Below are 12433 nucleotides of genomic sequence, written 5' to 3' on the forward strand. Positions count from 1 at the left end.
CTCCAGAGGCACGGTGACGACGGACGGACGTGGAACCCCGATCCCCGAACCCCGATGGCGCTACTACTGATCAGTTAGGAAAGTTTCTTTTCAATTAAGCCGCACCGTAACCAGCCGTCCGCCGCCCGGCAAGCCCCGCCGGAAGCGGCCGCCGCGCCGCCCGGCGACCACCCCAGTTAAGGCACCGAACCAGCTCGGCGGCCCGGCGAACTTTGGCATCTTCCGCCAAGACGAACGCCGCCGCCTTGGCTTGATCGCTCAAGGCGGCGGCGCAGGCCGCTCAACGCACGGCGGCCCGGATCGTGCAAAGGACCCGGGCTAGCCGGGCTCGTCCAGTTCGGCGGCGACCTCGCGGGCGACGGCGGCCAGCTCGGGTTCGAGGGTGTCCAGGCGGGCGTCCAGGTCGTCGGAGAAGCGGTGCCGCTCCACGTCGGACGGGGCGGGCACGGCGCGCGGCATCCACGCCGAGTGGATCAGGAAGGGCAGGACGGTCCCGCGCGGCGGGGCGAGCACGGCGATCGGGCCGCGCGCGACGTCCGCCGCGTCGAACACCTCGATCCGGAAGCGGTCGTCGTTGTGCACGGCGACGACCAGGTAGCCGTCGTGGCCGCCCGGGTCGGCCCCGGCGTAGGTGCTGCGGCCCGGCGCGCCGAGCCCGCGCGGGACGAACGAGGGCGAGGTCGGGTAGTCGTCCAGCGCGAACGTCCACTCCGACAGCGGTTTGAGGTCGCCGCGGTCGAGGCTGGCGAGGACGGCGGGCGTCTCCTCGGCCGGGAACAGCGACCGGTCGATCCGGTCGCCGTAGTTGCGCAGCGCCCGCTGGTTGATCGCCTCAGGGTGGAAGCCCGCGAACAGCAGGTGGTGCCGGGTCGGGTCCGCGAGGCCCTCGCGGCTCCAGTCGATCGCCGACAGCTCCGCCTGCCACCACCGGGACGGGTCGTACGCGCGGGCCCGCTCGGCGACGCGTCCGGTCTCGGGGTCGAAGCGGAGCACGGTGGTGAGCGCGGGCGTCATGCCGTGGCAGTACATGCCGCGCAGCGCCGGGTCGATCGGGCGCCCGAGCAGGTCGAGGTCGTCCTCGCGCAGGTACATGCCGATGTCGACGCCCGGCGTGTGCTCCATGACGATCTCGACCTGGCCGCCGGAGTCGTCGTAGCGGGCGTAGAAGTGGTTCACCTCGGGCGCGATGCGGAACTCGCGGCAGCCGACGGTCGTCCGGGACGCGTCCAGGTCGTCCTTGCGGATCAGCAGGACCGGGCCGTCCGGATTGTTGGCGACGGTCCGGTCCGCCCCGAAGATCTCCTGGACGTCCACCTTGTAGGCCGTGTCGGCGAGGACGAGCCAGTCCCGCGTCTGCGCGATGGTGTGCGTGGCCTGCGGCAGCGCCGCGCCCTCGACCTCCCAGCGGCGGACGTTCCGGCCGTGCCCGTCGTACCGGACGACCGACACGGCGCCGGTCATCACGTCGCGGCTGACCGTCCAGAGGCAGTCGCGGTCCGGGTCGACGACCGGGTGCGCCGACGACGCCACCAGCGGCAGGACGGCCTGGTCGATCGTCGGCTTCCAGCCGTCGCGGTGCCCGACCTCGGCGACGAAGCCGAGCGTGACCGGGTCCACCTCGACCGGGCGGCCCGCGTCCCAGGCGGTGAACAGCCGGTCGCCCCACGGCAGCGGCGCGGTGTTCGCGCAGTTCACGAACCCCCACGGCGAGCTGGTCCCGACCGGGCCGGGCAGGAACAGGTCCGGGCGCCTGCGGCGGAGCCGGACCGACGGCGTGTCGGTCACCCGCGACCGCCACGCGAACCGGCCCGGCGGCGCGCCGTCCGTGCCGGGGCGCAGCGCGAGCCGGGCGACCACCCCGTCCCCGAAGAACGCGTGCACCGGGTGCGTGCGCTGGTCGGACGAGCTGACGACGAAGTGCCCGGTCAGGTCGTCCGGCCAGGCGCCGGCGACCAGCTCCAGGTCGAGATCGGCAGGGTCGTCCTTGGTGAGGATCGAACGGGGTATCGGCATCGCGGCGGCTCCCTCCGGTTCCCTGTCCCGTCCAATCAAGCCGCCCGGCACGGCCGTCGTCAAGGCCCTAACTACTAAAGCCGCGCCGGGCCTTTGGCACTCGGTGCGCGTCGGGCCTGGTCAGGCAAGAAAGCGCTTGTTAACGTCCGTAGATGGACGGTGCGGAGAACGGCGGCGGTCCGGACGAGCGGCACGGCGGCGGCCTGCGGCACGGCGGCGACACCGCGCTCACGGCCGCGCTGCGCTTCGGCGTCGAGACCATGTTCACCCTCTCGGGCGGGCACGTCTTCCCGCTGTACGACGCGGCCGTCCGGACGGGCACCCGGATCGTGGACGTCCGGCACGAGCAGTCCGCGGTGTTCGCCGCCGAGGCGACCGCGCGCCTCACCCGCCGGGCCGGGCTCGCCGTCCTCACCGCCGGGCCGGGCGTCACCAACGGCGTCAGCGCGATCGCGACCGCGCACTTCAACGGCTCCCCGCTCGTCGTGCTCGGCGGGCGCGCGCCCGCCTCCCGCTGGGGCTCCGGCGCGCTCCAGGAGCTCGACCACCCGCCGCTCGTCGCGCCGATCACCAAGTCCGCGGGCACCGCGTCCGGCCCGGGCACCCTGGACGCCGACGTCACGCGCGCCTTCGACACCGCGCTCGCCCCGCACCGCGGGCCGGTGTTCCTCGACATCCACATGGACCACCTGTTCGCCCCGGCCGTCCCGCAGGCGGCCCGTCCGGACCGTCCGCCGCGCCCGGCCGGCGTCCCGCCGCTGGACGATCTGGCGCCGGTCCTGCAGAGCGCGCGGCGGCCCGTCCTGGTGATCGGCTCCGGCGTCTGGACGGACGGCGCGGAGCACGCGGCCCGCGCCTTCGCCGAGGAGGTCCGCGTCCCGGTCGTCGCGAACGGGCAGGGCCGGGGCGTGCTGCCCGGCGGGCACGACCTGCTGGTCACCCGCGCCCGGCGGACCGCGTTCACCGAGGCCGACCTGGTGATCGTCGCGGGCACGCCGCTGGACTTCCGGCTCGGCTACGGCGTGTTCGGCGACGCCCGCGTCGTGCACCTCGCGGACGCGCCGTCCGCGCTCGCCGCGCACCTGGACGCGACCGGCGTCGCGGGCGACCTGTCCGCCGTCTTCGCCGCGCTCCCCCGCTTCAAGACCGACCCGGACTGGCTCGCCCGGCTCCGCGACGCCGTCCGCGCCGCCTCCGCCGCCGACGGCCCGCTCCTGCACTCCGGCGCCGACCCGATCCACCCGCTGCGCGTGTACGGCGAGCTGAACCGCGTGCTGGACGACGACGCCGTGGTCATCGGCGACGGCGGCGACTTCGTCTCGTACGCGGGCCGGTACGTCGAGCCGAAGCGCCCCGGCACCTGGCTCGACCCGGGCCCGTACGGCTGCCTCGGCACCGGCCTCGGCTACGCCATGGCCGCGCGGATCGCGCGCCCGTCCGCGCAGGTCGTGCTACTGCTCGGGGACGGCGCGGCCGGGCTCTCGCTGATGGACGCCGACACGCTCGTCCGGCACCGGCTGCCCGTCGTGATCATCGTCGGCAACAACGGCGCGTGGGGCCTGGAGAAGCACCCGATGCGCGCCCTGTACGGCTACGACGTCGCCGCCGACCTCCAGCCCGGCTGCCGGTACGACGAGGTCGTGCGCGCGCTCGGCGGCGCGGGCGAGACCGTCACCCGTCCCGCCGACCTCGCCGGAGCCCTGCGCCGTGCCTTCGCCGCGAACGTCCCGTACCTGGTCAACGTCGTGACCGACCCCGGCATCGCCTACCCGCGGGCCACCACCGGCGTCTGACCGGCCGGGCCCCGGCTAGGCCGAGCTGAGGCTGCCGTGCTCGACGCAGCGGGCCGTCCAGCCCGCGGGGGTCACCTGGACGACCATCCGGCGGCGGCAGCGGCCGCAGTAGCGCGGCGGTTCGAGGGCGCGGGCCGCCTGGCACGCGGCATGGTCGCCGCCGGCCAGCTCGTCCCCGCAGCGGTCGCAGTAGGCATCGCTCTCCACGAGATGCACCGTACCGCCACGCGCCCGATTATCGATCCGTCAGTTCGACGCGGGACGCATGCGCGCGACGAGGCCGGTGTCGTAGGCGCCGGACGCGAACTCCGGGTTCTTCAGCAGCTCGGCCAGGAACGGCAGGTTCGTGGTCAGCGTCCCCTCGATCCGGAACGCCGCGACCGCCGCGCGGGCCCGCTCCAGCGCCGCCTCGCGCGTGTCGGCGTGGACGACGAGCTTCGCGAGCAGCGGGTCGTAGTAGGGCGTGACCATGTTGCCCTCGGCGTACCCGGCGTCGATCCGGATGCCCGGTCCGACCGGCTCCTCCCACACCTTGATCCGGCCCGGCCGCGGGACGAACCGGAACGGGTCCTCGGCGTACACCCGCAGCTCGATCGCGTGCCCGCGGGACTGGACGCCGTCGAACGACACCTGCTCGCCCGCCGCGATCCGCAGCTGCTGCTCGACCAGGTCGAGCCCGGTCAGCGCCTCGGTCACGGTGTGCTCGACCTGGAGCCGCGCGTTCATCTCCACGAAGGAGAACTCGCCGGACGCCGGGTCGATCAGGAACTCGACCGTGCCCGCGCCGCGGTAGCCGACCGCCTCGCCCGCCCGGACCGCCGCCGCGTAGAGGCGCGCCCGGAGCGCCGCCGGCAGCCCCGGCGCCGGCCCCTCCTCGACGATCTTCTGGAACCGGCGCTGGACCGAGCACTCCCGGTCGCCGAGCGCGACGACCGAGCCGTCCGGCAGCCCGAGCACCTGCACCTCGACGTGCCGCGCGCCGCGCACGTACCGCTCCAGCAGCACGTCGGTGCTGGTGAAGAACATCTCCGCGCGGGACCGCGCCGCCGGGTACACCGCGCGCAGCCGCGCCTCGTCGTGCGCGACGCCCATGCCGATGCCGCCGCCCCCGGCCGCGGCCTTCACCATCACCGGGTAGCCGATCCGGGCGGCCTCCTCGACCGCGGTCTCGGTGTCCGGGACCGGCTCCCAGACGCCCGGCGCGACCGGGACGCCCGCCTCCTTCATCAGGTTCCGCGCGTTGATCTTGTCGCCGAGCCGCGCGATCGCCAGCGGCGGCGGGCCGACCCAGGCCGGACCGGCGGCCTGGACGGCGCGCGCGAAGTCGGCGTTCTCCGCCAGGAACCCGTACCCGGGGTGGACGGCCCGGGCGTTGTGCCGCCGGGCCGCCTCCAGCACGGCGGGCGCGTCCAGGTAGCTCTGCGCCGGGATGGGAGGGCCGATCAGGACCGCCTCGTCCGCCTCGTGCACGAACGGCAGGTCGGCGTCGGCCTCGGAGTAGACGGCGATCGCCTTGAGGCCGAGCCCGCGCACCGTGTGCACGACGCGGCTCGCGATCTCGCCGCGGTTGGCCACCAGGACCGATTCGAACACGAGCGGACACACCCTTCATGGTCGGTTCCGGACCGCGGGCGTGTTCCGAACCCGCGGCCGGCTTCCCAACCTAACGGCTAGGTGCGCGGGCGCCGGTCCACCACGCGGCTCAGGGCCTCCACCACCGACGGGTCGTACTCGGCGGCCGAGTCGAGCCGCAGCCGCTCCAGCACCGCCGCGCCGCGGTCCCGGTCGTTGGAGTCGCCCACCAGGTCGTCGTAGGCGTTGGCGACCTTGATGATGCGGCTGGCGAGCGGCGGGCCCGGCGGCAGCTGCCGGTCGGTCTCGACCCGCCCGTCCGACGGCGGCGCCGCCGGGGCCCGGTACGGGTCGGACGACAGCCGGACGATCTTCGCCACCCCGTCCAGCACGCCGGTCTGCTCGATCACGCCCGCGCCCAGCCGGGCGATCCGGCGCTGCTCGCCCGGCGAGGCCAGCACGGTCGCGCCGCCCGGGATCGGGTCGCCGAGCGACAGCTGGCCGATGTCGTGCATCAGCGCCGCGTACTCCAGCTCCAGCAGCTCGCTCTCGGACATGCCCAGCTCGCGGCCCATCGCGACCGCCAGCCGCGACACCCGCCGCGAGTGGTCGCGCTCCACGTACCCGCCGACCTCGGTCACCCGCGACAGCGCCCGGACGGTCTGGAGGTAGGTCGCGCGGATGCCCGAGTAGCGGCGGAACGCGACCTGCGTGACCAGGATCGGCGCGGTGAACACCGCCAGCGCCACCGGGCCCAGCGCCGTCGTCGCGACCGCGATCAGCATCGCCGTCGCGCCGGTCGCCGCGCACAGCCCGACCTTGGCGTTGAACTCGTCCCGGACGGCGATGCCGAACCGCGCCCGGACCGCCTCCGCGCGGATCAGCGCGGCCAGCCCGAGGTCGACCGCGCAGGCCAGCACCACCGCGATCACCATCACGACCAGCAGCAGCCGCCAGCCGAGGTGCAGCGCGAGCAGCGGCCGGAAGCACAGTGCCACCACCGCGACCGAGATCAGCCGCCGCGACACCGCGTCCGGACGCGGCGGGCGCCCCACCGCCAGGTGCGGCAGCGAGCCGAGCAGCGCGGCGACCGCCGTCACCGCGACCACCTGGAACGCCGAGTGCGTCGCCGGGACGCCGCCGAACGGCGCGTCCTTGGGCGCCCCGCGCGGGCCGACCCCGACGAGCAGCGCGTACCCGACCGCCCCGGCGGACGCGATCGGCGCGACCTCCCGGTTGCCGGGCATCACCATGCGGAACAGCTCGCCGAGCGCGATCAGCACGCCGAACACCACCGCGACGTTCGACTGCCGCAGCCCGGACGCGGCGACCTGCGTCACCGCGCCGATCACCAGCAGCACCGCCGCCGAGACCAGCAGCAGCTGGCCCGCGTCCACCGCCTGCCAGGCCGGCCGCGCCACCGGCTGCCGGGCCGCCTGCGGGGCCGCGCCGCGGGAGGGCGCGCTCACCGCCGCCACGCCCCGTCCCCGGCCGCCCCCGGCCGTTCCGTCCGCGCGGCGTTCTCGGCGCTCTCCTGGCGGGGGACGCGCTCGTCGCCCTCGACGCGGATCGGGGCGCTCGGGTCGTCGTGGTCCTGCTGGGTGGTCTCCACCACGTCGTCGTCCGGGGGCGGCGCGGCGTCGGGCGGCTCCCAGCCGTCCCGGTCCAGCGCGCGCAGGAACGCCTCGACCATGAGCGGGTCGAAGTGGTCGTCCATGCCCCGGCGCAGCTCGGCGACGGCCTCCTCGATGCTGCGCGCGGCCCGGTAGGACCGGGTGGAGGTCATCGAGTCGAACGCGTCCGCCACCGAGATCACCCGGGCGAACTCGGGGATCTCGTCCCCGGCGAGGCCCATCGGGTAGCCGCGGCCGTTCACCTTCTCGTGGTGGTGCATGATCCCGGCGAGCGCCTCGTCCAGGAACCCGATCTCCCGGACGATCTCCAGCCCGCGCATCGGGTGCAGCTGCACGGCCGCGAACTCCTCCTCGGTGAGCTTGCCGGACTTGCGCAGCACCTTGGTCGGGACGCCGAGCTTGCCGACGTCGTGCAGCATCCCGGCGTACCGGATCGCCTCGACCCGGTCCGGCCGCATCCCGATCTCCTGCGCGATCATCACCGAGCCGCGGGACACCCGCTCGGAGTGCCCGCGGGTGTAGTAGTCCTTGGTCTCGACCGCCTGGCAGAGCGCAGCGAGCGTCGCCGCGTGCGCCTGCCGCTGGTCGTGCGCCTGCTCGAAGGCCCACCGCGCGATGAACAGCGGCAGCAGCACCAGCACCGCCGCGAACGGCCCGACCCGCGGCCACAGCCCGGCGATGAGCAGCCCGAACATGCCGTAGCCGAGGAACCCGACCACGACCGTGCCGGACTCGCGCGCCAGCTCGCGCGGCGCGGCCTGGCGGGACAGCACCAGGATCCCGGCGGTCAGCGCCATGTTGACGAAGACGAAGGTGACGAGGGCGCCGAGGAACGGCCCGATGACGTGCTCGGCCCACTGCGCCTGCTGCGGCTCGAAGCGGTGCCCGCCGAGCAGCTCGAAGACCGTCCCGGCGGTGAAGCCGCTGAGCGCGAACTGCGCGCCGTTGAACAGCCGCTTCTCCGGCGCGAAGAAGCGCTGGCCGGTGACCAGCGCGCAGCCGCCGAGCAGCGCCGCGCCGGCCGCGCCGACGAGCACGACCGAGGCCAGGCTGGCGGCGAAGCTGAGCGAGACCTTGGCGCTGGAGACGTTCAGCCGCGCGGGCGCGGAGTCGCAGACCAGGAACAGCACGGCCAGCACGGCCAGCGTCCGCCAGTCCACCTCCGCGTACGACGCCGTGCCGATGAGCCCGACCGCGAGGGCCACCACACCGCAGACGTACGCCCAGGCAGCCAGAGGTAGTCCACGCAATGCCGCCCCCTCCGGGAGTCGACGCCCCCGCCCCTGCGGGGGCGGAGGCCTGCGAGGGGGCCGTCCCCCCTCGACGGTACGCGGGCGCCGCCCGGCCCGGGGACGCGGCCGCGCCCCTAGGCCCAGGACACGCCCTTGGGCACCATCAGCGACGACACCTCGGCATGCCCGGAACGGCCGGTACCGGTCCACTGCGGTGATGCGAACATGGCTTGCAAGCCTCCCCCGTCATCCGGGACCGTCCGGACCGCTTCCGCGGCCGGCTCCGCCCGGGGCGAGCCCGTCTCCGTCCCTACCCGGGCGTGCACGTGCTCCCGTCGCTGATTTCGGGCACCAGCCTAACCTGGGAGACCCAGGTCACACAGGCGTGCCGGGAATCGTGAGCAAAGCGTGAACTTTCAGTCACCCTGCGTCGCGAAGCGCCGGTGAAGCCTTACCCGCAGTACACGCACAAGCCACCTGCACGTGCATTCGCCTCTCACGCCCCGGGACGGACGCCCCGGGCCCACGCGACGGTGGCCTTCAGCCCTTCGAGCAACGGAGTCCGCGGCTGCCAGCCCAGGGCCTCGCGCGTCCGGGACGCGTCGATGGACATGGCGGGCAGGTCGCCCAGGCGCGGCGGGGCGAACTCGGGATCGTCGGGGGCGCCGGCGGCCTCGGCCACCAGGGTGTGCAGCTCGCGGTCGGTGGTCTGGAGGCCGGTGCCGACGTTGAGGCGCATCCCGGACCCGCCGTCGCCGGTGGCGCGGGCGAAGGCGTCCACGACGTCCAGGACGTAGACGTAGTCGCGGGTCTGGCCGCCGTCCCCGAACACCCGTGTCGGCCTCCCGGTGAGCAGCGCGTCGGTGAAGATCGAGACCACGCCCGCCTCGCCCTCGGGCGTCTGGCGCGGTCCGTAGACGTTCGCCAGCGTCAGGACGGTGTGGTCGAGGCCGTGCAGGGCCGTGTACATCCGGGCGTACACCTCGCCCGCCACCTTGGACGCCGCGTACGGCGACGCGGGCCGCAGCTCCGCGTCCGGCGGGACGGGCAGGACGTCCGGCACCCCGTAGACGGCGCAGCTGGAGGTGAACACGACCTTGCGCGCGCCCGCGAGGCGCGCGGCCTCCAGGACGTTCGCGGTGCCGATCACGTTGGTGCGCGCGTCGGCGAGCGGGTCGCCGACGCTCACCCGCACGCTGACCTGGGCCGCGAGGTGGCAGACCACCTCGGGGCCGAAGGCCGCCACGCGCTCGGCGAGGGCGGGGTCCGCGACGTCCAGCCGCCACAGCTCGACGGCCTCGTCGCGGTGGCGGCCGGTGGACAGATCGTCGACCCCGGCCACCTCGTGGCCGTCGGCCAGCAGCCGATCCACCAGGTGGGATCCGATGAACCCGGCCGCGCCGGTGACCAGAACGCGCATCCCAGCACCCTATCGGCGCCGCTCAGACGTGCCGCTCAGACGGTGCCGGCGGTGCCGGTCTCGGTCTGCTTGAGCTCGGTGCAGATCTGCTCGATCCGGCCGAGCACCTTGGCGCGCAGGTCCTCGGGGGCGGACTCGCACTCGCAGCCCTTCTTCACGATCTTCTTGACGGCCTCTTCGAGGCCGTACTCCCGCAGGCAGGGGCCGCATTCGTGCAGGTGCTCCTGCACCTCGCCGCAGCCGCCCTCGTCGAGCTCCCCGTCGAGATAGGTGTAGACCCGGGCGAGGACCTCACTGCATGGGGTCTCGTGGTGGTCGCCGCAGCTCATCGCTCATTCACCTTCCAGGGGGCGGACGCCGTCACGGTCCGGGGAGCGGGTCATTTCGACCCCTCCCCCGCGCGCGTCAGGCCACGGTCCTGAGCGTAGTCCTCCAGCATGCCGCGCAGCTGGCGCCTGCCCCGGTGCAGCCGCGACATCACGGTGCCGATCGGGGTGCCCATGATCTCGGCGATCTCCTTGTAGGCGAACCCCTCGACGTCGGCGAGGTAGACCGCGATGCGGAACTCCTCCGGCAGGTCCTGCAGGGCGCGCTTGACGTCGGAGTCGGGCAGGTGCTCCAGCGCCTCGGCCTCGGCCGACTTCAGGCCGGACGAGGTGTGCGACTCGGCGCGCGCGAGCTGCCAGTCCTCGATCTCCTCGGTCGCCGACTGCTGCGGCTGCCGCTGCTTCTTGCGGTAGGAGTTGATGAAGGTGTTGGTCAGGATGCGATACAGCCAGGCCTTGAGGTTCGTGCCCTCCTTGAACTGGTGGAAGGACCCGAACGCCTTCGCGAACGTCTCCTGCACGAGGTCCTCGGCGTCCGCCGGGTTGCGCGTCATGCGCAGCGCTGCGGAGTACAGCTGGTCCAAGTACGGGAGCACGTCGCGCTGGAAGCGCTCCTGGCGCTCCTCGACGGTCTCCGTGGTGCCCGCTACCAGACCCACCCCCTCGGCTGTGGTGACGCCCCCCTTGGCGTCGTACCCAACAGACGATATCGGTCCGGCGACGCGCATCACGCCGCCGGGGGCGGTGCCCCGCGGCTGGGGAACGGTTTTACCGTTTCGTGCCCCGGCAACGGCTGTGGTCATCAAGGGCCCCTCCGTTGTACTACTGTGCCTCGCTCCGCGACGCGTGCGGACCGTCTGTGTAGAACGTGCAGTGCGTGACAACGCACGGAGGGTCCGGTCGATTCCCTCACCGGGGGTAACGCGGGGGGCAAGTTTCCGGATGGTTCGGTTCACCTTCCCCCGGCCAGCACGGAGGGTGATGTCCGGGGCTGGCGGGGAAGAAAGCTCATACACGGCGAGAACAGGAGCAAAGCGTTGCTACCGGTGCCGGCGCAGCCTCCAGAACCCACCATCGCCAGTCTTCGCGAGGCCCCCGGCGCCTCCGGCGAGGCCGACGGCGATGCCCTCGGTCCCTACTGGACGTTCTACTGGGCGGTAGCGGCGGCCCAGCTCGCCCGGTGGCTCCCCCGCGAACCCGCGCGCGTGCTGGACCTGTCCGGCGGCGGCGGCCGGTTCGCCCGGCAGGCCGCGCGGTCGGGCCACACCGTGGTCGAGGTCCTCGACCGCCCACCGGCCGCCCCGGCGCCCGAACCCCCGGACGGCGCGCTGAACGGGTCCGCGCCGGGGGCGGGCCCGACGCCGCCCGCCAGACCGCCGGACGAGCCGCCAGCCGACGGCGGGCCGCAGGACGCGGCGCCGCCGGACGGGAGGCCGCCGGAGGCCGGGCTGAACGGGTCCGCGGCGCGGGCGCCCGCCGGGGCGGCGCGCATCCCGGGGCTCGTGCCGGCGCGTCCGGCCGTCCCGCCGGGGGCGGTCCAGCGCGTCGTCGGTGACCCGGGCGCGCCCGCGTTCCTGGCGGACGCCAGCGTGGACGCCGTGGTCGCGGAGAACCGGATGCTGTCGCGGCACCTGGTCGCCGAGTCCACCGTCGCGGAGATCGCGCGGGTGCTGCGGCCGGGCGGCCGGGTCCTGCTGACCGTGGACTCGCTCACCCTCGGCATGGCGCTGCTGGCCGAGCAGAACTGCTGGGCGCACCTGTCGGACGTGCCGCGCGCCGAGGTCGTCCTGGTGCCCTGGCCGGACGGCACGATCACCCGCTGCTTCCAGACCGACGAGCTGCGCGAGCTGCTCGCCGACGCGGGCCTGGAGGTCGAGTGGATCAGGCCGCGGACGGCCCTGTCGGCGTCCACGGTCGAGCACGTCCTGGCGACCTCGCCGAGCGCGCTGCCCCGGCTCGTCCGGACCGAGCTCAACGTCCCGCCGGGGGACGAGTCGCTGGGCATCCACCTGCTGGCCAGCGCCGTCCGCGTCTAGCGGGAGCGGGCACCGGGCCCCGGGCCCCGGGCCCCGAAGGCCGGACCGGCCGGGCTCAGTAGCGGTGGCGGTCGTGCCTGGACTGGCAGGAGACGCAGCGGGCGGCCTCGGGGCGGGCCTCCAGGCGGCCGGGCGGGACGGGCTTGCCGCAGGTCACGCACAGGCCGTAGCCGCCCTCGGCGATCCGGTCCAGGGCGGCCTGGACGGCCGCGCGCTGCGCCCGCAGCGAGGCGAGGGCGGCCTCGACGCGGTCGGCGTCGGTGAGCCAGGCGCCCGCGTCGGCGACCGAGGACTCGGTCGCCGGGCGCTCCCCGGTCAGGATCTCGATCGACCGGTCCAGGCCGGCCCGCTGCTCTTCCAGGCGGGCGCGGGCGGTGACGGTGTCGACGGTGTCCACGGCGCTCCGT

Annotated in this window: 11 protein-coding genes; 2 read left to right on the plus strand and 9 right to left on the minus strand. The window is 74.5% G+C overall.

Going from position 1 to position 12433, the window contains the following annotated elements; translation table 11 throughout:
- Positions 1-318 precede the first annotated feature (318 nt).
- Positions 319-2013, minus strand: coding sequence for a carotenoid oxygenase family protein (locus FHU30_RS26880; RefSeq protein ID WP_253879454.1), 1695 nt, complete (start codon positions 2011-2013; stop codon positions 319-321).
- 152 nt (positions 2014-2165) lie between these two features.
- Between FHU30_RS26880 and FHU30_RS26885 the strand changes: the two genes are divergently transcribed.
- Positions 2166-3806, plus strand: a complete 1641-nt coding sequence (locus FHU30_RS26885) for an acetolactate synthase (protein ID WP_253879456.1) — start codon at positions 2166-2168, stop codon at positions 3804-3806.
- Positions 3807-3821: 15 nt separating this feature from the next.
- On the opposite strand, the gene bsaP is transcribed toward FHU30_RS26885, so the two are convergent.
- The 7 genes from bsaP to FHU30_RS26920 form a co-directional block, all read right to left on the minus strand.
- Positions 3822-4013 carry a biotin synthase auxiliary protein BsaP gene (gene bsaP, locus FHU30_RS26890; RefSeq protein WP_253879457.1) on the minus strand — a complete coding sequence of 64 codons (192 nt, stop codon included), beginning with the start codon at positions 4011-4013 and terminating at the stop codon, positions 3822-3824.
- 39 nt (positions 4014-4052) lie between these two features.
- Entirely contained in the window at positions 4053-5399 is a 1347-nt protein-coding gene (locus tag FHU30_RS26895; RefSeq protein ID WP_253879458.1) for an acetyl-CoA carboxylase biotin carboxylase subunit, read from the minus strand.
- 77 nt (positions 5400-5476) lie between these two features.
- A complete protein-coding gene (locus FHU30_RS26900; RefSeq protein ID WP_372503964.1) occupies positions 5477-6847 on the minus strand; it encodes an HD-GYP domain-containing protein in 1371 nt (456 codons plus the stop codon).
- Positions 6844-8262: an HD-GYP domain-containing protein gene (locus FHU30_RS26905; RefSeq protein WP_253879460.1), complete on the minus strand. Its 1419-nt coding sequence runs from the start codon at positions 8260-8262 to the stop codon at positions 6844-6846. The genes FHU30_RS26900 and FHU30_RS26905 overlap by 4 nt, the downstream gene beginning before the upstream one ends.
- A 478-nt stretch (positions 8263-8740) precedes the next feature.
- Complete coding sequence (locus FHU30_RS26910) at positions 8741-9664, minus strand: NAD-dependent epimerase/dehydratase family protein (protein WP_253879462.1); 924 nt, start codon at positions 9662-9664, stop codon at positions 8741-8743.
- A 35-nt stretch (positions 9665-9699) separates the two neighbouring features.
- A complete protein-coding gene (gene rsrA / locus FHU30_RS26915; protein ID WP_253879463.1) occupies positions 9700-9993 on the minus strand; it encodes a mycothiol system anti-sigma-R factor in 294 nt (97 codons plus the stop codon).
- 50 nt (positions 9994-10043) lie between these two features.
- Complete coding sequence (locus FHU30_RS26920) at positions 10044-10721, minus strand: sigma-70 family RNA polymerase sigma factor (RefSeq protein WP_253879638.1); 678 nt, start codon at positions 10719-10721, stop codon at positions 10044-10046.
- Positions 10722-11027: 306 nt separating this feature from the next.
- On the opposite strand from FHU30_RS26920, the gene FHU30_RS26925 reads away from it, so the two are divergent.
- The gene (locus FHU30_RS26925) at positions 11028-12026 is read left to right on the plus strand and encodes a methyltransferase domain-containing protein (protein ID WP_253879465.1); all 999 of its coding nucleotides are present in this window, start codon (positions 11028-11030) and stop codon (positions 12024-12026) included.
- Positions 12027-12081: 55 nt separating this feature from the next.
- Here FHU30_RS26925 and FHU30_RS26930 read toward each other — a convergent pair whose 3' ends face one another.
- Positions 12082-12423, minus strand: coding sequence for a TraR/DksA family transcriptional regulator (locus FHU30_RS26930; protein WP_253879466.1), 342 nt, complete (start codon positions 12421-12423; stop codon positions 12082-12084).
- Positions 12424-12433: the final 10 nt, after the last annotated feature.

Origin of the sequence: Actinomadura rupiterrae (genome assembly GCF_024172125.1) — a bacterium.
Lineage (GTDB): Bacteria > Actinomycetota > Actinomycetes > Streptosporangiales > Streptosporangiaceae > Spirillospora > Spirillospora rupiterrae.